The sequence below is a fragment of the Mameliella sp. MMSF_3455 genome, assembly GCF_030733205.1.
Taxonomy (GTDB): Bacteria; Pseudomonadota; Alphaproteobacteria; order Rhodobacterales; family Rhodobacteraceae; genus Antarctobacter.
Genome location: NZ_JASHJL010000052.1, coordinates 1 through 20,847, shown reverse-complemented (window position 1 = coordinate 20,847; position 20,847 = coordinate 1). Strand labels below are relative to the sequence as shown.

At 65.4% G+C, this 20,847-nt stretch carries 17 protein-coding genes; 6 read left to right on the top strand and 11 right to left on the bottom strand.

Features of this window, described 5'->3' with window-relative positions; translation table 11 throughout:
• Positions 1 to 182: 182 nt before the first annotated feature.
• From RBB42_RS24625 to RBB42_RS24610, 4 genes are read left to right on the top strand one after another with little or no spacing between them, the layout of a single operon-like run.
• Positions 183 to 1,274 carry an ABC transporter ATP-binding protein gene (locus RBB42_RS24625; RefSeq protein WP_305967700.1) on the top strand — a complete coding sequence of 364 codons (1,092 nt, stop codon included), beginning with the start codon at positions 183 to 185 and terminating at the stop codon, positions 1,272 to 1,274.
• Entirely contained in the window at positions 1,274 to 2,194 is a 921-nt protein-coding gene (locus RBB42_RS24620; protein WP_305967699.1) for an ABC transporter permease, read from the top strand. Before RBB42_RS24625 ends, RBB42_RS24620 begins: the two co-directional genes overlap by 1 nt.
• Positions 2,195 to 2,196: 2 nt before the next feature.
• Positions 2,197 to 3,006, top strand: coding sequence for an ABC transporter permease (locus RBB42_RS24615; RefSeq protein ID WP_305967698.1), 810 nt, complete (start codon positions 2,197 to 2,199; stop codon positions 3,004 to 3,006).
• Positions 3,007 to 3,026: 20 nt separating this feature from the next.
• The gene (locus tag RBB42_RS24610; protein ID WP_305967697.1) at positions 3,027 to 4,055 is read left to right on the top strand and encodes an extracellular solute-binding protein; all 1,029 of its coding nucleotides are present in this window, start codon (positions 3,027 to 3,029) and stop codon (positions 4,053 to 4,055) included.
• A 54-nt stretch (positions 4,056 to 4,109) separates the two neighbouring features.
• Here RBB42_RS24610 and RBB42_RS24605 read toward each other — a convergent pair whose 3' ends face one another.
• Positions 4,110 to 4,838, bottom strand: coding sequence for a response regulator transcription factor (locus tag RBB42_RS24605; protein ID WP_305967696.1), 729 nt, complete (start codon positions 4,836 to 4,838; stop codon positions 4,110 to 4,112).
• A 56-nt stretch (positions 4,839 to 4,894) separates the two neighbouring features.
• Here RBB42_RS24605 and RBB42_RS24600 point away from each other — a divergent pair, with 56 nt between their 5' ends.
• Positions 4,895 to 6,499, top strand: coding sequence for an FAD-dependent monooxygenase (locus RBB42_RS24600; RefSeq protein WP_305967695.1), 1,605 nt, complete (start codon positions 4,895 to 4,897; stop codon positions 6,497 to 6,499).
• Positions 6,496 to 6,681 carry a hypothetical protein gene (locus RBB42_RS24595; RefSeq protein WP_305967694.1) on the top strand — a complete coding sequence of 62 codons (186 nt, stop codon included), beginning with the start codon at positions 6,496 to 6,498 and terminating at the stop codon, positions 6,679 to 6,681. Before RBB42_RS24600 ends, RBB42_RS24595 begins: the two co-directional genes overlap by 4 nt.
• Positions 6,682 to 6,688: 7 nt before the next feature.
• On the opposite strand, the gene cysG is transcribed toward RBB42_RS24595, so the two are convergent.
• The 10 genes from cysG to RBB42_RS24545 form a co-directional block, all read right to left on the bottom strand.
• Entirely contained in the window at positions 6,689 to 8,080 is a 1,392-nt protein-coding gene (cysG, locus tag RBB42_RS24590) for a siroheme synthase CysG (protein ID WP_305967693.1), read from the bottom strand.
• A gap of 13 nt (positions 8,081 to 8,093) precedes the next feature.
• A complete protein-coding gene (locus RBB42_RS24585) occupies positions 8,094 to 9,038 on the bottom strand; it encodes a glycosyl transferase family protein (RefSeq protein WP_305967692.1) in 945 nt (314 codons plus the stop codon).
• Positions 9,035 to 11,665 (bottom strand): nitrate reductase, encoded by a 2,631-nt coding sequence (locus RBB42_RS24580; protein WP_306043851.1) that lies wholly within the window; start codon positions 11,663 to 11,665, stop codon positions 9,035 to 9,037. Before RBB42_RS24580 ends, RBB42_RS24585 begins: the two co-directional genes overlap by 4 nt.
• Positions 11,665 to 11,997 (bottom strand): nitrite reductase small subunit NirD, encoded by a 333-nt coding sequence (gene nirD / locus RBB42_RS24575; protein ID WP_219514325.1) that lies wholly within the window; start codon positions 11,995 to 11,997, stop codon positions 11,665 to 11,667. The genes RBB42_RS24580 and nirD overlap by 1 nt, the downstream gene beginning before the upstream one ends.
• A complete protein-coding gene (nirB, locus tag RBB42_RS24570; protein WP_305967691.1) occupies positions 11,994 to 14,426 on the bottom strand; it encodes a nitrite reductase large subunit NirB in 2,433 nt (810 codons plus the stop codon). Before nirB ends, nirD begins: the two co-directional genes overlap by 4 nt.
• Before the next feature lie 5 nt (positions 14,427 to 14,431).
• Positions 14,432 to 16,117 (bottom strand): ABC transporter ATP-binding protein, encoded by a 1,686-nt coding sequence (locus tag RBB42_RS24565; protein ID WP_305967690.1) that lies wholly within the window; start codon positions 16,115 to 16,117, stop codon positions 14,432 to 14,434.
• A 5-nt stretch (positions 16,118 to 16,122) separates the two neighbouring features.
• Positions 16,123 to 17,205 carry an ABC transporter permease gene (locus tag RBB42_RS24560; protein WP_305967689.1) on the bottom strand — a complete coding sequence of 361 codons (1,083 nt, stop codon included), beginning with the start codon at positions 17,203 to 17,205 and terminating at the stop codon, positions 16,123 to 16,125.
• A 116-nt stretch (positions 17,206 to 17,321) separates the two neighbouring features.
• Positions 17,322 to 18,686 (bottom strand): CmpA/NrtA family ABC transporter substrate-binding protein, encoded by a 1,365-nt coding sequence (locus RBB42_RS24555; RefSeq protein WP_305967688.1) that lies wholly within the window; start codon positions 18,684 to 18,686, stop codon positions 17,322 to 17,324.
• 278 nt (positions 18,687 to 18,964) lie between these two features.
• Positions 18,965 to 20,137 (bottom strand): CmpA/NrtA family ABC transporter substrate-binding protein, encoded by a 1,173-nt coding sequence (locus tag RBB42_RS24550; RefSeq protein ID WP_305967687.1) that lies wholly within the window; start codon positions 20,135 to 20,137, stop codon positions 18,965 to 18,967.
• On the bottom strand, positions 20,134 to 20,718 hold the full coding sequence (locus RBB42_RS24545; protein WP_305967686.1) for an ANTAR domain-containing response regulator: 585 nt from the start codon (positions 20,716 to 20,718) through the stop codon (positions 20,134 to 20,136). The genes RBB42_RS24550 and RBB42_RS24545 overlap by 4 nt, the downstream gene beginning before the upstream one ends.
• Positions 20,719 to 20,847 lie beyond the last annotated feature (129 nt).

Sequence of the window (20,847 nt, the reverse complement as noted above, 5' to 3'; positions counted from 1 at the left end):
CCAGCGCCCGCGCCCAACTATTGGGCGACCACCGCCAAGCACCGGGAAAACCGCTCGAAATCAGGTGCTTCCCGACAGATTAGGCTAAGGCTAAGGCGCGCTGAGGCAGTCGTTTCTTCGGACATCCGGGCGCATATCCCTATGCTCCGGCGCAGGGAAACGGACACTTGGGCGGGACAGGCGTGACCAGCAAGACAAACGACGCGATCGAGGTACGCAACGCGGTCAAGCGCTATGGCGACTTCACGGCGCTGAAACGGGTATCGCTGACGATCTCGGACAACGAATTCTTCACGCTGCTTGGCCCGTCGGGCTGTGGCAAGACCACGCTCCTGAGGATGATCGCAGGGTTCGAGGACGTGACCGAAGGCGGCATCTTTCTCTTTGGCGAAGAAATCGAGGGCCTGCCGCCGCACAAGCGTCCGATCAACACCGTGTTCCAGAACTACGCGCTTTTCCCGCACATGACCGTGCTCGACAACGTCGGCTTCGGGCTGGAGATGCTGGGCAAGTCGAAGTCCGAGGCCCGTAAACGCGCCGGCGAGGTGCTGGAGATGGTGCAGCTGTCTCAATTCTCGGCCCGCAAGCCGTCCCAGCTGTCCGGCGGCCAGCAACAACGCGTCGCGCTGGCCCGTGCCCTGGCACCGCGCCCCAAGGTCCTCCTGCTGGACGAACCGCTGAGCGCGCTGGACCTCAAGCTGCGCAAGGCCATGCAGATCGAGCTGAAGCACCTGCAAAAGGAAACCGGGATCACCTTCATCTTTGTCACCCACGACCAGGAAGAAGCACTGACCATGTCCGACCGCGTCGCCGTGATGTCGGCGGGCGAGGTTCAGCAACTGGGCGATGCGCGCGACATATATGAACGTCCGCGCAACATGTTCGTGGCCGATTTTATCGGAGAGACCAACCTGCTGGAGGTCACGGTGGACCGCATCGAGGCGGGTCGCGCCGCGTGCCACCTGGGCGGCGGCCACCGGCTGACCTGCGATGCCGTTGACGGGATCGGCGCCGGCGCCAAGGTGCACATGTCGCTGCGTCCCGAGCGGTTGTTCCTGTCGTCGGCCCCAACCGAGAGCGAAAGCCTCAAGGCGCGCGTGCGGGAAAACATCTTCATCGGCACCGACATTTCCACCATCCTCGACCTCGACGATGGGCCGGAGTTCCGCGTGCGGGCCTCCAACTCCAGCCGGGGCACGTCGCGGGTCTTCGAACCGGGCACAGAGGTCTTCGTCAACATGGAGCAGGGGGCCGCGCGCCTCCTGGTGGACTGATGGCGGGCGGTGCGGCAACGGGCGGTTCCTCGACCAGCGACACCTACGCAGAGGCGCGCACATGGCTCTTGCTGCCGGCCTGGGTGACGCTGGGCATCCTGGTTCTGGCCCCGGTGGCGATCATGCTGGTCTATTCCTTTCTGACCAAGGAATTCCGCGGCGGCGTCATCTGGGAGTTCAGTCTGGGCGCCTATGACCAGTTCTTCTGCAATCGCGGGCTGTTCGGGGATGAACCCTGTTCCATCGAATGGACCTATATCCAGATCTTCTGGCGTTCGATCTGGCAGGCGGGGGCGGCGACCCTTCTCAGCCTCGCGATCGGATTTCCCACCGCCTATTTCATCGCCACCCGCCCCCCAAGGCAGCGCACGTTATGGGTATTCCTCGTGACGATCCCCTACTGGGTCAACCTGCTGATCCGGACCGTCTCGATGAAATTCCTTCTGCGCGACGAGGGGCCACTCAACGATTTCCTGACCGGCACCGGCCTGCTGAGCGAACCGCTGGCCATCGTGAACACAAATTTCGCGGTGCAACTGGGCCTGTTCTATTCCTATCTGCCTTTCATGGTGCTGCCGATCTATGCCGCCGTGGAACGCTACAACTTTGCCCTGTCAGAGGCTGCATCGGACCTTTACGCCCCACGCTGGACGGTGCTGCGGCGCATCCTGCTGCCCTCGGTCAAACCGGGGATCATCGCGGGCTGCATCCTGGTCTTCGTGCCCTCGCTGGGGTCCTTCCTGGCGCCTGACCTGCTGGGTGGGGCGCGGAACTTCATGATCGGTTCGCTGATCGAGGAACAGTTCAAGGGCAACGCCGGCAACTGGCCTTTCGGGGCCGCGGCCTCGATGATCCTGCTGACGATGGTCCTGATCATCCTGCTGATCTTTGCCCGCCAGCAAGCCAAGGCGGAGGGCTGATCATGGCAAAGGGAAAATACGACCTGCGGGTCTACCCCGGCTTTCGCGCGATCACGCTGCTTTGCCTGGTGATCCTCTATTCCCCGCTCATCGTCGTCATGGCCTACAGCTTCAACGCCTCGCCCTCGATCACCAACTGGGAAGGGCTGTCGCTGCGCTGGTACGCCGATGTCTTCACCGGCCCCGAAAGCGCCAAGTTCAAGGCGGCAGCGCGCAACAGCTTTGTCATCGCCCTGATCGCCGCCACAGTGGCCACCGCCATCGCCACGCTTTCGGCCACGGCCATCCTGCGCGGTGGCAAGTTCCGGCTGCGCACCGTGTCCTTTGGCCTGATCTCCCTGCCGCTGATGGTGCCAGAGATCGTGACCGCCGTCGCCACGCTGATCTTCTTCAATGCCATCGGGTTCGACCGCGGGCTGCTGACCATCCTTCTGGCGCATATCACCTTCTGCATCCCCTTTGCCTACCTGCCGATCTCGGCCCGGATGCAGGGGATCGAGGCGACCTATGAACAGGCCGCGATGGACCTATATGCGACCAAGAGGCAGGCCTTTACCCGCGTGCTGCTGCCGCTGATGGCACCCGGCATCGTCTCGGGCTTCATCCTGGCCTTCATCGTCTCGCTCGACGATTTCATCATCACCAACTTCGTCAAGGGCGCGGGTGTCGAAACCCTGCCGACGGCGATCTTCGGCGCGGTCAAACAGGGCATCAAGCCCAACATCATGGCCATTTCCACGATGCTTCTTGGCGTCTCGGTGGTCATGGTGACATTGTCATGGCTGATCAGCCGCAAGGACCGGAAGACCTGATCCAACAGAGGGGAAAACACATGAAAAAACTCGTCACCACAGCCGCAGCGCTGGCCCTGACCGCCGGCATGGCCTCGGCCGAGGGCAAGCTGGTCATCTACCACTGGTTCGAATACATCCCGCAGGAGCTATTGGACAAGTTCAGCGAGGAACACGACGTCGAGGTGGTCATGGACACCTACGACAGCAACGAGGCCCTGCTGGCTTCGCTCAAGGCAGGCGCCATCGGTACGTATGACGTGGCCGTGCCCGGCGACTACATGGTGCAGATTATGGCCGGTGAGGGCCTGCTGGACACCATCGAAGAGGGGGAACTGGCCAACAAGGGCAACATCCAGCCGGAATGGGCCGATCCCGCGTTCGATCCGGGCCGAGCACATTCGATCCCCTACCAATGGGGCTCGACCAGCTTCGCCGTGAACCGGGACGATTACGATGGCCCCATCGACAGCACCGACATCCTGTTCAACCCGCCCGCGGCGCTTTCGGGCAAGATCAACATGCTGGACAGCCAGGGTGAGGTCATGGCGATGGCCGCGCTGCACATGGGCATCCCGCAGTGTTCCACCGACCGCGAGCAGCTCAAGGCGCTGAACGCCATGCTGCAGGAGGCGAAACAGCACTGGGCCTCGTTCAACTCGGACACCGCGAAAGAGGTTCTGGTCTCGGGCGACGCGTCGGTCGGGCAGATCTACGACGGCTTTGCCGCCAAGGCCCGCCAGGAAGGCGCGAACATCGAATATGCCTTCCCGAAAGAAGGCTACGTCGTCTGGATGGACAACGTCGTCCTGCTCAAGGATGCGCCCAACCGCGAGAACGCGCTGAAGTTCATGGATTTCCTGCTCGAACCCGAGAACATCGCCGCGGTGACCAATTACGCGCGCTACGTTGCGGGTGTCGATGGCGTCGGCCCCTTCCTTGACCCGGAACTGGCCAAGCAACCGGAATCCAATCCGCCCGCCGACGCCGGCAAGGGCGTGTTCATCGAGGTCTGCGACCAGCAAACGCAGGAGGTCTACGACCAGATCTGGACCAACCTGAAGAAATAGCACAACAGATCAGCCGATCCGAGAGGGGAGCGCGACGCGCTCCCCTTTTCGCGTTCAGACCCGGCATAGCGCAAACAGGGACCCGCGCGAGGAAATACCCAGTTTTTCGTAGGCCCGGGTCCGATAGGTGGCAATGGTCGACACCGCCACGCCCAACTCCCCCGCGATTACCTCGGCCTTCTTTCCCGACAGGATACCAAGGCAAACGTCCCGCTCGCGCTGGGACAGGACGGCAAGCGGTGCGGGATAGCCGCTTTCGGCGCGGGACTCGAAATGCAAGAGCGCAAGCCGAGCCAGTACGCGGATGGCTACCTCTGCCGCGGCACCTTGCGCCTCCGGCCAGTAGAAATTCACCGCAAGGCACAACGCATTTCCACGCACCAGAACGGCGGTTTTTCCCTCCAGCCCCGGACGATCATAGAACCATGCGCGATAATCCCCAGTCATCTCGTCGATGACGGCCCCGCTTTCGATCACCTCCAGCGCACCGGTTTCCAGCGCAAGGGCACGGCGGAACAGGGGGTCCTGACGGTACCATCCGCCGAGGTAATCCTCTGCCAGCCGAGGCCCCAACGCCTCACTGCGAAAGTTGCGCGACAAGAGACAGGCGGCACTCTCCTCACGGTAGGAAAACACCATGACCTGCGCCGCCCCGGTCGCGGCCACGCGGGGAACAAAGGCATCGGCCCAGGCATCCCGTCCGGCCAGCGCAAGGCAGGTGTCGATCCCGGCCAGCAGGTCCGTCGTTCCCGGTATCGTCCTGTCCTCCATTTTGTAGGACATAGTCCACCCGCGCGCTCTGGTACACATCCTGCAAGACCAGACGAGGAGGACGGGACATGCGCCCAAGGGGACGCGGCGAGCTGGACTCGCTTTACTTCGACTACCCGCATTTCGACCCGCCCAGGCGGCCCGAGGTCGAACCGCAAGCGCCGGTTGCCGTGGTGGGCGCCGGGCCGGTCGGCATGGTCGCCGCGCTGACGCTGGCACTGCACGGGGTGCGCAGCGTCCTGCTGGACGCCAAGGACACCTTCAACGACGGCAGCCGCGCCATCTGCATGTCGCGGTCCAGCTATCATTTTCTTGACCAGTTGGGCATCGCAGCGCCTTTTCTGGAGAAATCCCTGGGCTGGACGAAGGCGCGGTCATTCTATCGCGGGCGGCAGATCCTGGAATTCGACATGCCCGACAGCGCGGACGAAAAGTTCCGCCCCATGTACAACCTGCAACAGCAGTATATCGAGGCTTTCCTCTGGAAGGCGGTCGCCAGCGCGCCGCTGATCGAGACACGCTGGCAAAGCAAGGTGACGGGCCTGGATCAGAGACCGGGCGACGCGGTGCTGACAGTCGAGGATCCGAGCGGCAGCTACGCCCTGCCCGCCTGCTGGGTGATCGCCGCCGATGGCGCGCGCAGTGCGGTGCGGGGCATGTGCGGGCTGCGCCTGAAGGGAGAGAACCACGAGGGCCGCTATGTCATCGCCGATGTGAAGATGGCGCATGACTACCCCACGATCCGCCGCGCGCTCTTTGATCCGGTCTGCCGTCCGGGCGGCACCGTGCTGATCCACCGCCAACCCGACGACATCTGGCGCATCGACTACCAGCTGCGCGAGGACGAGACAACCGAGGAGGCCACGCGCGAAGAGAACGTGCGCGCCTCTGTCGAAGGCGTGCTGGCGGAAATCGGCCACGGTGACGGGTACGATTTGGAATGGTGGAGCGTCTATTCGGCCAATACGCTGCTTCTGGACGATTACCGGCACGAACGGGTCTTCTTTGCGGGGGACAGCGCGCATATCGTGCCGATCTTTGGCGTGCGTGGTCTGAACAACGGCATCGCGGACGGGCACAACATCGGCTGGAAACTGGCCGCCGTGCTGAACGGAAAGGCCGGTGAAAGCCTGCTGGACAGCTACACGCCCGAACGGCGCGGAGCGACGCTGGATGTCTTTGCGAATGCCTCCAAGAGCACGCGGTTCATGACGCCGCCGTCGCACGGCTGGCGAGTGATGCGGGACGCGGCGCTGTCGTTGGCGCTGAGCCGAGAGAGCGCCGGGCAACTCGCCAACCCGCGCCAGATGACACCACATACCTATGCCGACAGCCCGGCCACCACGCCGGACGATCCGGGTTTTGACGCCGGGCCGATCCCGGGTGCGATGATCCGCGACGTGGCGCTGGGGGATGGTTTCCTGAGCGACCAGCTGGGCAAGCGCCTGACCCTGCTGGCCTTCGATCAACCGGACTTCGACGTCCCGCCGGGCCTGTCGGTGCTGCGCTTGCCCGCTAATGGCCCCGTGGCCCGGGCCTATGGCGCGGTGCAGGAAAGCGCGTACCTGGTGCGGCCCGATCTGCACGTCGCCGCGCGCTGGCGCAGCGTCACGGAGGAAAAACTGCTTCAGGCCCTGGGGCGCATGGCAATCTGCGAGGAAGAAACCGCATGATCCAGGCAGAGCTGGAACGCGTCTACGAGGCGATGGCAGAGGCGATCGACGCCATCGGTCCGAAACAGGGCGACGTCTTTTTGGCCAAGCTGGCCCTGGCCTTGGCCGAGGATCTTGGCCACACGGAACGCGTGCTGGAAGTGATCGCAGAGTGCCGCGGGGGGCTGGTGCGCCGGGACTGACTGAAGGTCAGGCGGCACGGATCCCGGCCACCGGGATCGCAGGTGCCGCCGCTTCGGGCCAGGTGACAAGGATCACGGCACAGCCCTTGCACCCGACCTCCTGCAGGCGCTCTTCCAACGAGACGAGGGGACAGGTCAGCAGCTGCTCGCCGGGTTTCGATACCTCGATCGCGACGCGCACCGGGGCCTGAGGCGGCATCCCGCGTGCCATCAGGTCGTCGCGGATACGGGCCGCCTGCCCCACCGACATGTAAAAGGCCGAGGTCGTCCCCGGCGCCGCATGCCGCGTGCTGTCCGGCAGCGCCGCGCCTTCGCGCGACATGCCGGTGGTCAGGATAAGCGTGTCCGAAACGCCCCGTTCGGTCAGCGGCTCGCCCAGCGCGGCCCCGGCGGCTGAGGCTGCCGTGATGCCCGGCACCAGTTCCACGGCGATACCTGCAGCGCGCAACACGGCAATCTCCTCGCCCGCGCGGCCAAAGACGCCGGGATCGCCGGACTTCAGCCGCACCACTTGCTTGCCCTGCCGCGCGGCGGCAAGGATCACCGCGTTGATGCGCTCTTGCGGCCAGCTATGCGCGCCGACGTGCTTGCCCACGAAGACCCGTTCCGCATCGCGGCGCGCCAGTTCCAGAACCTCGGGGTCGACCAGCCGATCGTAGAAGATCACATCGGCCTCTTGCAGCCGTTCAACCGCGCGCAGCGTCAGCAGGTCGCGCGCGCCCGGCCCCGCGCCGACAAGGGCGACATGGCCCTGCGGCGCTTCATCGGGCGCGCCGCCCGATGCAATGGCTGACTTTATCACCTGCGCGGCCGCGCGTTCGCCGCCCCGGGTCCATGTCACGCGGGGCGCGCCCTTGAAGACCCAGGCCCAGAAGGCACGGCGCTTGCTGCGCGGCACACGGGCATTGACCAACGGGCGCAGCCGCCCGGCCAGCGCCGCCAGCCCTCCCAGGGAGGGCGCCAGCATCTCTTCGAGCCGGGTCTTGATCTCGCGGGTCAGGACCGGGGCCGTGCCTTCGCTGCCGATGGCAATGACGACCGGATCGCGGTCGACAAGCGCGGGCGTGGTCAGGTCGCACAGGTCGGGCCGGTCGACCACGTTGACCGGGCAGCGCATGGCCTTGGCCAGCGCATGGACCGAGGCGTCGAGCGCCGGGCAGCCCGTGGCGATGAACCCCATCGCGGCATCCTCGAACACAGCGGCGGACAGCTGGCCCTGGTGACGGGCACGGCCTTCGGCAACCAGCGCCTGCAATTCCGGGTCAAGCTCGGGCGCGACCAATAGGATCTGGGCGTCGGTCTTGAGGATCAGCCGTGCCTTTTGTGCCGCCTGTTCGCCACCACCGACGATGATGACCTTTCGGCCGGTGGTGCGGATGAACATGGGAAAGCTTTTCATGGCGTGTCTCCTGTCAGGCGGTCTGCAGAACGGGGCGCGCGTGCCACAGCGCGGAAAGGTCGGGCGACCGGCCCAGCGTGGCAAAGGCCAGAGCGGCGGTGCCGAGGACGATCTGCCGGGCGAACTCCGGCCCCTCGTCACGGACCCAAAGCGCGGTGAGCGCCTCGGTCGGCAGGGACAGGTCCGACAGCCGGCGATGATCCTCGGTGAGCCCCGGAAAGCCCCCCTGCCATGCAACGCCGTCGCGCAGGCCGAAACCGGCGATTTCCATCCCCGGATGGCGTTCGAACTCGCCACCGCCGCCCTTGATGACGGTCAGGTTGCACCAGCCCAGGCGCTGCGCCGCGTCGGCCTGCAACAATCGGTAGGAGGGATGAAAGACACCTTGCACGCTGGCGGGCGCGCGGCCCGGATTCAGCATCCGGCAAACCGTGTTGATGCAAGAGCGAAGGCCAAGGGTCCGGCGCAGGTCGAGCAGGTGGAACAGGGCAGGATGCGCATTTTCCAGCGGCAGGTAGGCAATCCGCCCGGCGTCGAGCGCGCGCGCCGCCTCGGCCGGGGTACGGACCTGCGGGATGCCCAAAGCCTCCAGTCCGTCGCGGATCGCCCGATCCGGCCCGTTCCAGCCGTGCAACAGAACGCGCTGACCGCTGGAAGCGACCAGTCTTGCCGCCAGCAGGAACCAGGACAGACCACGGGTGCGACCGGCAGCGTAGCAGGGCCAGTCCAGATCAGCTTGGGGCCAGTCGGCCAGCGGAGCCTGGGCGGCGCGGGCAAAGCCGGCGATTTCCTCTGCCGTCTCGCCTTTCATCCTAAGCAGCATCAAGAGCGCGCCAACCGCCTCCGGCGCGGCGCCTTCCAGCATCTGCGACATGGCCTCGGCGGCCTCTTCCTCGGTCAGGGAGCGCGAACGGCCCGGCCCCCGACCCAAGGTGCGGACATGGGCGGCGAGGCTCATTCCGCGGCCTCCCTCTGCTGGACCGAGGCCAGGAGGTCCGCCAGTTCCGGCCGGCACGAGCCGCAGTTGGTGCCCGCCTGCAAGGCCGCGCCGATGGCCTCGACGCTCAGCAGCCCGTCGGCCTCGATGGCGCTCAGGATCGTGTTCACGCCAACGCCGAAACAGGAACAGAGGATCGGCCCCGGGTCCGGCACATCGGCGGGCGACCGGCCCGAGAGCAGGCTCTGGTCCGGCTGATCCGGCAGCGTGGCCAGGTAGTCGCGCATCACCGCAATCGGCGTGGGTGACACGAACAGCGCCGCGACCAGTTGCCCGTTTTCCCGAAACGCCAGGCGCGCATTCCCCTGTCCCGGCCCGGTGACCGATGTCAGTTCGGCGGTCGGCAGATCGAAAAGCGCGCGCGCTTCGGCCTCCCAGTCCTGTGGCGTGTCCAGCCCGGCAAGCTCGGCCCGTTGGCCCGAGCCGGTGACGCTGCGCGCCCAGTAGGCGGCCCTTGGCGTCATGGGACGGGCGGAAACCGCGAAACCGTACCAGGCCGCGTTCAGCCGCGTGACATTGACCACGCTGGCCTTGCTTTCCGGCTGACCCGAGACCGGGTCGGTCACCGCCGCGACCAGCGCATCGATCCGGGCCGAAGGGGCGGTTTCCCCGGTCCAGTGCATGGGCGCAAAGACCTGCCCGGGGCGGACGGCATCGGTGATGCGGGCGCGCAGGATGGCGTTGCCCTGCGGGCTGTGGACCCGCACAAGATCAGCCGCCCCGATGCCCTTGGCAATGGCGTCAGCGGGATGGATTTCCAGGAAAGGCTCTGCCAGATGCGCCGAAAGCCGCGGCGAAAGCGCCGTGCGCGTCATCGTGTGCCACTGGTCGCGGGTGCGCCCAGTATTGAGGCGGAACGGGTAGCGCGGGGCGGTCTTCGCCACCGGCGGGCGCCATGAGACCGGGACGAGGCGGGCCTTTTGATCGGCATGGAAGAACCTGCCATCGGAAAAGAAACGCCCGCCCTCGCGCCTGGCACTGACCGGCCAGCGGGTCGGCTGCAAGCTGTCGTAGTCCTCGGCGCCCAGGGCGGCGAGGCCGGAGATGTCGAAGTCGCGGCCAAAGGCGCCGGCAATGCCCGAGAGCGCGGCGTATTCACGAAAGATCTCGGCCGGGGACTGGTAGTCGAAGGCCGCGCGCCACCCCATGCGGCGCCCGACCTCTGCGAGGATCTCCCAATCGGGACGGGCCTCGCCCGGGGCGGGCAGAACGGCGCGCTGGCGGCTGATGGTGCGGTCCGAATTGGTGACGGTGCCGTCCTTTTCCGCCCATGCGCTGGCGGGCAGAAGGACGTCGGCCAGCCGCGCGGTATCTGTCTCGGCAGTGATGTCGCTGACTACGGTGAACTCACACCCCGCGATGGCGTCGCGCACGCGGTCGGCATCTGGCATGGAAACGGCGGGATTGGTGTGGATGACCCAGAGCGCCTTGATCCGCCCCTCGCGCACCGCGTTGAACATGTCCACGGCCTTCAGCCCCGGCGCGTCGGGAACAGTGGGTGCGGACCAGAAATCACGCACGGCGGCACGGTGGTCGGCGTTTTCAAGGTCGAGGTGACAGGCCAGCATGTTCGCCAGCCCTCCGACCTCGCGCCCGCCCATCGCGTTGGGCTGACCGGTGACCGACAGCGGCCCGCAGCCGGGCTTGCCGATGCGGCCGGTGGCGAGATGACAGTTGAGGATCGCGTTCACCTTGTCCGACCCGGCGCTGGACTGGTTCACACCCTGGCTGAAAATGGTGACGACCTTTTCGGTCCCGATCCACTGGTGGCAGAAGGCAGCGATCTCGGCCTCGCTCAGCCCCGTCGCCTTGCCATTCTCCGCGCGGGCTTGCGCCAGCGCGCTGTCGAAACCCGTGGTGCTGCGCAGGAACTCCTGGTCCACGGCGCCGCGCGCGTCGATCTCTGCCAGAAGCCGGTTGAACAGGGCAACGTCCGATCCGGGCTCCAACGCGAGATGCATGTCGGCGCCATCGCAACTGGCAGTGCGGCGCGGGTCCACGACGATGATCCGCGTGCCGCGCGCCTTTTGCGCTGCGAGGACACGTTGGTACAGAACCGGATGGCACCAGGCCAGGTTCGAGCCGACAAGGACCACCATGTCCGCGGTCTCGATGTCCTCGTAGGTGCCGGGGACGGTATCCGTGCCGAAGGCGCGCTTGTGCCCCGCCACCGTCGAGGCCATGCAAAGACGAGAGTTCGTGTCGATGTTTGCCGAGCCGATGAAGCCTTTCATCAGCTTGTTGGCAACATAGTAGTCCTCGGTCAGCAATTGCCCGGAGACGTAGAAGGCGACGCTGTCCGGCCCGTGTTCGGCGATTGTGGCAGCAAAGCGTTCAGCCACCGTGCGCAGGGCGCTGTCCCAGTTGACGTCCCGCCCCCCAATCCGCGGCATCAGAAGGCGGTGCTCCATCCCCACCGTCTCGCCCAGCGCAGACCCCTTGGAGCACAGACGCCCGAAATTGGCCGGGTGGTCCGGATCGCCGCGTACGTCCAGCCCCCCGCCCGGCTGAGGGGTCAGCAACACGCCGCAACCCACCCCGCAATAGGGGCATGTGGACCGAACGGTTTTCCGCCCTGCCCCCGCCATCACGCTGCGCTCCGGTTCTGAAGTGCACTAATCTCCAGCAGGATGCGCCCTGCCTCGATCCGCACCGGGTAGACCGCGATCCGCCCCTCGTCGGCGCCCTGCGCCTCTCCGGTGTTCAGGTCAAACACCCAATTGTGCAGCGGGCAGGTGACTTTCTGTCCGTGCACGATGCCCTCGGACAATGGCCCCTGCTTGTGCGGGCAGGCGTTCGAGGCGGCAAAGACCTCGTCCTCTGCGGTGCGGAACACCGCGATGCAGCCCGCATGTGTCTTGACCAGGCGCGCACCGCGCAGGGGAACATCCGTGACGGCACCAATATCGGTCCAGGTCATTCTGCTGCCTCCAGTGTGAAATCGGCCAGCGGTTGAAAGCTCTTGGCCACGTCCGGGCGCGCGCGTTCGGCCCAGGGATCGGTCTGATAGACGCTTTGCGAAAGGTCGAAACGGGCGACCAGCGCGGCGCGCTCCTCGGGGTCAGCCAGCACGTCCTGCACCCAGTCGAGCCCCACCTTGGCAAGCCACTTGTAGGCCCGGTCGAGGTATTTTGCGTTCTCGCGGTAGAGCTGGACAAAGGCGACGGTCCATTCGATCGCCTCTTCCTCGGTTGGCACATCGACGAGGCGCTCGACCTCCTTGACGTCCATGCCGGCAGCACCGCCGACCCCAATTTGGTAGCCGGAGTCGACGCAGACGATGCCGATGTCCTTGCAGGTCGCCTCGGCGCAGTTGCGCGGACAGCCGGAAACGCCCAGCTTGACCTTGTGCGGCGTCCACGACCCCCACAGCCGCTTTTCCAGCTTGATGCCCAGCCCGGTGGAATCCTGCGTGCCAAACCGGCACCAGTCCGAGCCGACACAGGTCTTCACCGTGCGCAGCCCCTTGGTGTAGGCATGGCCCGAGACCATTCCCGCCTTGTTCAGATCGGCCCAGATCGCGGGCAGGTCTTCCTTGTGCACCCCCAGCAGGTCGATCCGCTGGCCGCCCGTCACCTTGACGGTCGCGCCGTATTTCTCTGCCGCCTGCGCGATGGCGACAAGTTCCTGCGGCGTGGTCATGCCACCCCACATGCGCGGCATCACCGAATAGGTGCCGTCCTTCTGGATATTGGCGTGGTTGCGCTCATTCACGAAGCGGCTTTGCGGATCGTCGGTGTAATCCAGCGGCCAATCCGCCAGCAGGTAAAAGTTCACCGCCGGGCGGCAGGTGTGGCAGCCGTTGACCGTCTTCCAGCCCAGTTCCTGCCAGACCGCCTCCTGGCTCTTCAGCTCCTGGCTCTTGATCAGCCGGCGGACATCCTCGTGGGACAGGTCGGTGCAGCCGCAGACGGGCTGGGCCGAAGGCATCTCGAACCCGTCGCCCAGTGTCACCTGCAACAGCTGTTCGACCAGCCCGGTGCAGGTCCCGCAAGAGGCGCTGGCCTTGGTTGTGGCCTTGACTGCGCCAAGGTCTGTCGCGCCGCCCTCGATGGCCTGGACGATCTGCCCCTTGCAAATGCCGTTGCACCCGCAGATCTCTGCCTCAGGCGGCAAGGCTGCAACGGCTGAGAGAGGGTCCGATTGACCGCCTCCCTGGTAGGCGGGACCAAATATAAGCGTCTCGCGCATGTCCGAGATGTCGGTGCCGTCCTTGATCAGGCCGAAGAACCAGTTGCTGTCGGCTGTGTCGCCGTACATCACCGCCCCGACCAGCCTGTCGCCCTCGATCACGAGGCGTTTGTAGACGCCGCGCGACGGGTCGCGGAAGACCACATCTTCGCGCCCCTCGCCTTCGGCGAAATCGCCGGCGCTGAACAGATCACAGCCGGTGACCTTCAACTTTGTCGAGAGTTCCTTGGGGACGAAAGACGCCTCTTCCCCGGTCAGCGTCGCGGCGACGACCTTGGCCTGGTCGTAAAGTGGCGCGACAAGGCCAAAGAGTTGCCCGTCGAGTTCGACACATTCGCCCACGGCCAGCACGTCCGGGTCCGAGGTCATCATCTGCGCATTGACCTCGATCCCGCGCGCCACGTCCAGGTGGGCGTCGTTGGCGAGCCGGGTTTCCGGACGGATGCCCACCGCCATGACCACCAGATCGGCGTCCAGAACGGTGCCGTCCTCCAGCAGCACCGCCTCGACGCGATCCTCGCCCAGGATGGCCTTGGTCGCCGCCTTGGTCATCACGGCGATGCCGCGCTTTTCCAGATCCTTCTTCAGCAGGTAGCCCGCCGCCTCGTCCAGTTGGCGTTCCATCAGGTGACCCATCAGGTGCAGGACGGTCACATCCATGCCGCGCAGGGCCAGCCCCGCCGCCGCCTCCAGCCCCAGAAGGCCGCCGCCGATCACCACGGCCTTGCCGCCCCTGGCCGAGGCCTCGACCATCGCGTTGGTGTCGTCCAGATCGCGATAGGCAATCACACCGGGCAGATCCTTGCCGGGCACGGGAATGATGAACGGCGCCGACCCGGTGGCAATCAGCAGCTTGTCATAAGAGACTTCGCCGTTCTCACCGGTGACTGTCCGGCTGTCGCGGTCGATGCCCACCACATGCTCGCCAAAGCGGCAGGTGATCTCGTTCTGCGCATACCAGTCATCGTCATGAGTGACGATTTCCTCGTAGGTCTTTTCACCCGACAGGACAGGAGAAAGCATGATGCGGTTGTAGTTGCCACGCGGTTCGGCGTTGAACAGCGTGATGTCATATTGGTCGGGTGCGCGTTCGCGCAGGTGCTCCAGCACCCGGCCAGAGGCCATGCCGGCGCCGATAACGACTAATTTCTGTTTCATGGGGATTACTCCGCCGCGATGGCCCGCGGCGCATCGGCCTTGGGCTTGGGTTTGGCGCCGTGCTCGTATTCCTCGAGGAAATCGAGCACCTGGGCGCGGTAATCGTAGTAGTCGGGATGTTCCAGCAGGGCCTTGCGGGTGCGCGGGCGCGGCAGGTCGACGTCAACGATCTTGCCGATGGTGGCCTGCGGCCCGTTGGTCATCATCACCACGCGGTCTGCCAGCAGGATCGCCTCGTCGACGTCATGGGTGACGCAGATCGCGGTGACCTTGGTCCGGTCCCAGACCTCCATCAGGACTTCCTGCAATTCCCAGCGCGTCAGGCTGTCGAGCATTCCGAAAGGCTCATCCAGCAGCAACAGCTTGGGCGAGAGCGCAAAAGCCCGCGCGATGCCAACCCGTTGCTTCATGCCGTTCGACATTTCGCTGGCGGGCTTGTCCATCGCATTGCCCAGCCCGACGCGTTCAAGATAGTATTCCACCACATCCTGACGCTCGGCCCGGCTGGCCTTGGGATAGACCTTGTCCACGCCCACGGCGCAGTTCTCGCGCGCCGTCAGCCAGGGAAACAGCGAGGGCGACTGGAACACCACGGCCCGTTCCGGATCGGCGCCCTCGACGTGGCGGCCATCCAGCTTGATCGCGCCCTTGGAAATTTCATTCAGTCCGGCGGCCATGGTCAACACCGTGGATTTGCCGCAGCCCGAATGGCCGATCAGCGAGATGAATTCGCCCCGATCCATCTTGAGGTTGAAGTCCTCGACCACGGTCAGCGGTCCCTTGGGTGTTGCGTAGACCTTGTGCAGCTGGCTGAAATCCAGAAAGCGTTCGTCGATCAGCCCCTGCTGGGCATCCTTGACCGCCTGCGGAACACCGTGGATCGGCGTCACCTCGGGCAGCACGCGCGTCCCCTCGGGCTTGGCCTCGATCCCCACCTCCATCAGGTATTGCGTGACCTGCGCCCGCAGCGCCTTGAACCGCTCGTCGTGGTTCATGGCCGACCGGTCGCGCGGGCGGGCAATGTCGACCTTGAACTCATCGCTCAGCGTGCCGTCGGGATTCAGCGCGATGATGCGATCGGCCAGCAGGATCGCCTCGTCCACGTCGTTGGTGATCAGCACGCAGGTCTTCTTGTCCGCCTCCCAGATCTTCTCGATCTCCTCGGCGAGGTTGGCACGGGTCAGCGCGTCCAACGCCGACAGGGGTTCATCCAGCAGCAGCACCTCGGGCGACATGGCCAGGGCCCGGGCGACGTTCACCCGCTGGCGCATCCCGCCCGACAGTTCCGCCGGGCGGCGCGTGGCGGCATGGCTGAGACCCACCATCTGGACGTAATGGGCGACCTTGGCGGCCTTTTCGGCGCGCGGCATCCCCGGGAACACCGTATCCACCGCCAGCCGCACGTTGCCTTCGACCGTCAGCCAGGGCATCAGCGAATAGTTCTGGAAGATCACGCCGCGTTCCCGGCCCGGTTCGGTGATCGGCTTGCCCTGGTAGGTCACGCTGCCGGCGGTGGGCATTTCCAGGCCCGCCATCAGGTTGATGAGGGTCGTCTTGCCGGTGCCGGAAAAACCGAGGATCACCAAGAACTCGCCTTCCTGCACCTTGAGGTCGATGTCCTTGAGGACCGGCGTGGCATGGGTGCCCTCGCCGAAACTCTTGGAGACGTTGTTGAAATCGATGACTGCCATGTCGTTCACCGCTGGTTCGAGAAGGTGAAGAGCGACTGCAGGGCGTACATCACGCGATCCAGCAGGAAGCCGATGATCCCGATGGTAAAGACGGCCACCATGATCTTGGCCAGCGACTGGCTGGAACCGTTCTGGAATTCATCCCAGACGAACTTGCCCAGACCCGGGTTCTGCGCCAGCATCTCGGCGGCGATCAGCACCATCCAGCCGACACCGAGGCTCAGCCGCAAGCCGGTGAAGATCAACGGCAGCGCCGAAGGCAGGACCAGCTTGGTGATCTTGGTCCAGGTGTTCATCTTCAGCACCTTCGAGACGTTCACCAGGTCCTTGTCGATCGAGGCCACGCCCAGCGCGGTGTTGATGATCGTCGGCCAGATCGAGCAGAGCGTGACCGTGATGGCCGAGATCAGGAAAGACTTGGCGAAGAGCCCGTCGTTGGTGGCGTAGACCGCCGAAACGATCATCGTGACAATGGGCAACCATGCCAGCGGCGAAACCGGCTTGAAGATCTGGATCAACGGGTTCAGCGCGGCATTGGCCGTGGGCGACAACCCGGCCATGATGCCCAGCGGGATGGCGATGACCGTGCCGATGAAGAAGCCGAAGAAGACGGTCTTGATCGAGGTCCAGATCTGTTCGTAGTAACTGGGCGCGCCGGTATAGGCGATGTCCTTGACCCGTTCGGGTTGACCGGCATCGATGAACTTCTGGTTGCGCTTGGCGACCATTGCCTCGAACTTTTCGCGCTTGGCGGCCTTGGCCTCGGCGTCGGCGTGCAGGTTCACCGCCTCTTCCCAGACGGCGGCCGGGCCGGGCACGGCGCCCAGGCTGGTCTGCACCTGCGGTGCAAGCGTGCTCCAGAGCAGCAGGAAACCGGCAATGGCCAGGAGCGGCACACCAAGAAGGCGCCAAAGATCCTTCATCTGGGCCTTGGGATTGTCGCCTGCAGCAGCCTTGATCGCAGGAGTGAGCCAGCTCAAACCCAGGACCTGGAACCACTTGTCGGCGGCGTTGATACGGGTGAAGAGGCGTGCGCGGCGGGCCTCGCGGGCGGCGCTGTCGGAAAAATTCGGGTCGACTGTGGTCATGTCATGCGGTCCTCGTTCAGAGGGAGTGGAGGCCCCGGGTCACGGCCCGGGACGCGCGATGCAGGGAGTGAACCGCGCCCCGGACAGGATCCGGGGCCTCGGCGTTCGGGTCGGGCTCAGCCCTTGACCTCGGTGCCGACGACGGTCTGGTCGGCCTTCAGGCCGATGGGCAGGCTGTCGAGGTAGGCATTGGGCGTGCGGCCGTCGTAGGGAATGCCGTCGATGATGTCGGTGGCCGGTGTCGGCGCCTTGTAGCCATCGCTGTCCCAGGGAAAGTCGGCCTCGTTCGCCAGGCCCTCGTCGACCAGAATGCGCGCGGCTTCCAGGTAGATGTCCGGGCGATAGACCGACCGCGCGACCTCGTCGTACCAGCTGTCGGGCTTGGCCTCGGCGATCTGACCCCAGCGGCGCATCTGCGTCAGGTACCAGACGGCATCCGAGTAGAAGGGATAGGTGGCGTTGTAGCGGAAGAAGACGTTGAAGTCGGGCACGTCACGCTTGTCACCCTTTTCATATTCAAAGGTGCCGGTCATCGAGGCGGCGATAACGTCGTAATCGGCGCCAACGTATTCGGGCCGCGACAGGATCTCGACCGCATCGGGACGGTTGGCATTGTCGTTTTCGTCCAGCCACATGGCGGCGCGGATCAACGCCTTGGTCACGGCCAGCGTGGTGTTGGGGTATTCCTCGGCGAACTCAGCGGTGATGCCAAAGACCTTTTCGGGGTTGTTCTTCCACAGCTCGTAGTCGGTGATGACCGGCACGCCGATCCCCTTGAACACCGCCTGCTGGTTCCAGGGCTCTCCGACGCAGTAGCCATAGATGGTGCCGGCCTCCAGCGTGGCGGGCATCTGCGGCGGCGGCGTCACCGACAGCAGCACGTCGGCGCCGATCTGGCCGGTGATATTCTCGGGCGAGTAGTAGCCAGGGTGCAGACCACCGGCGGCCAGCCAGTAGCGCAGTTCGTAGTTGTGGGTGGACACCGGAAAGACCATGCCCATGTTGAAGGGCTTGCCCTCGGACTTGTACTTTTCAACCACCGGGGCCAGCGCCTCGGCCGAGATCGGATGCACCGGTTTGCCGTCCTCGTGCGGGATGTTCGGCTTCATCTCGGCCCAGATCTCGTTCGAGACGGTGATGCCGTTGCCGTTGAGGTCCATCGAGAATGGGGTGACGATATGCGCCTCCGTGCCGAACCCGATGGTGGCCGCCAGCGGCTGGCCCGCCAGCATGTGCGCGCCGTCCAGTTGCCCGCCGATCACGCCGTCCAGCAGAACCTTCCAGTTGGCCTGCGCTTCGAGCGTCACAAACAGGCCCTCGTCAAGGAAGTACCCCTGCTCATAGGCCACGGCGAGCGGGGCCATGTCGGTCAGCTTGATGAAGCCGAAGGTCAGTTCGTCCTTTTCAAGCTCCAGCATCTGCGCCAGCGCGGGGCTGACAAGGGCGGTGGTGGCCGCGAGGCCAAGGAGGAAAGACTTCATGAGGTCGGTTCCTTTTTCAGGGGCCCGGGTCCTTCACGAAACGCCGGGCAAGACAAAAAGCCGCAAACACGCTTTGTCCGGTGGCAGACAAAGAGTGAGCGGCGTTGCTCGGGTGATCCCGGTCCATGGGAGGTATTTCGTGCGACGTACGCCATTGCACGTCGATGGGAGTACCCTGCGTCAGGCACACCGGGTGCGGCAACGGTTTTCTGCTGCACTGCGGCGCGAGATCCGGAAACCACCCGGAACGGCACGGCCAACTGCCGCAAAAATGTGCATCAGAAGCGGTCGGGATCAAAAACGCGCCCGTCGAAAAACGCATCCGGCGGCAGCATCAGCCCCCCTTTCCGCGATGCGACGGCGGTTTCTTCGCGAATCGCGCCCTCGAGTTTCTCGGACGCGCCGGGCAGATCGGCCCCCGTGGTCGACATCTGCATACGGTAGATATCGCTGCGAAAAACCTCCGCCGCCCGGCTGCGTGCCCGGTCTTCGTCCAGGCCCAGACGCGCGGCCAGCCGATGCGCGATCCACTTGGCCTGGCTGCGCCAGGGAAAGTTCGCGGCGCCCTCGTGAAAGGCGACAAAGCCATCGACCAGGCGCTGTTCGGCATGGCCCGATATCGTCAGGCGCCCGGTCAGGGCGCGGTCGACCACCTCGGACGGCAGATCGAGATAAGGCTTCTGTGCGAGGATCTCGGCCGCCGAGGTGCGGTGCCCCGGCGCATCCAGCCAGCGCCCCGCCCGCCAGACCGCGCGCATCAGCTTGCCCAGCAGGTGGGGTTCGGTCTCGGCCCAGTCCGTGCGTACGGCCAGCACCTTTTCGGGTGCGAAAGACCAGACCGCCTTGCCGGGCAGCAAAAGCGCCCCGGCCCCGGCCTCGACCGCAGCCGACCCCCAGGGTTCGCCCACGCAAAAGGCATCCACGTCCCCCTCGGCCAGGGCGCGCACCATCAGAGGCGGCGGCACCGTGCGCACTTCGAAGCCCGATTGCGCGAGGTCGGAAGACTCCAGCCAGTAGTGCAGAAGTTCCACATGCATGGAGAACGGGAACGGCACGCCGAAGACCAGCGGCCGTTCCGCAACGGCGGCCAGAGCGCGGGCCGCACCCGCCGCGTCGTGAAAATCGAACCCGTATCCCGTGGCCCGCAACCGGTGCTCCAGCGTGCGGCTGACACCGATCACGTTGCCGTTGACCGACAGGACAGAGACCGCCGACACCGGTTGTGTCACCCCGCCCAGCCCCAGCGCCATGGCCACCGGCACCGGCGACAGCAACTGCGCCGCATCCACGCGGCCAAAGGCCAGCATGTCGCGCACCGAGGACCACGAGGGCGCTGCAATCAGATCCAGCGCAATCCCCTCTTCGCGGGCAAAACCCATCTCTTCGGCCACGATCAGAGGCGCGGCATCCACCAACGGGACAAATGCCGTGGGCAGCCTGACCATCTTCATGACAAGAGCCCCGATGCCGTGACCAGCGCCTCGGCCACCTCGGCCACGCGGCGCCCCTGGTCCATCGCGGCCTTGCGCAACAACGCGTAGGCCTCTTCCTCTTCGATGCCGCGGGCCTTCATCAGCAGGCCTTTTGCGCGGTCGATGACCTTGCGTTCCTCGAGCGCGCGGCGCGTTTCGGCCAGTTCCCGGCGCATCTGGCGCATCATTTGGAACCGCGCGATGGCCGCATCCAGCACGGGTTTGAGCCGGTCCGGCTGCATCCCGTCGACGACATAGGCCGACAGGCCCGCCTCCACCGCCTCGCGCGCAAGACCGCTGGCCGCGCCCGAGACGAACATCGCGACGGGACGTTCCAACGGACCGGAGGCCAGCGAGAGTTCCTCAAGCATGTCACGGGTGGGATTGTCGATGTCGATCAGCACGACATCGGGCGCCAGCGCCCCGATCCGCCGCGCCAGGCTGGAGGCATTGCCTATGACATGCACGTCATAAGGGCCCGAGGCGCGCAGCGCATCGACGATCGAGATCGCGCGCTCGCGATCCTCCTCGACGACGACGATGGTGATCCGATCCGGCATGGCGTCTTTTCACCACTGGCGCTGCGCACGGCAAGCGCAGGCGGCCCCGGATGCCTGCCGCCCCGGCACATCGCCCAATATTTGGGCAAAAATGGGCATTCACCCGGCAAGAATGAAGGGGCGGCGCAC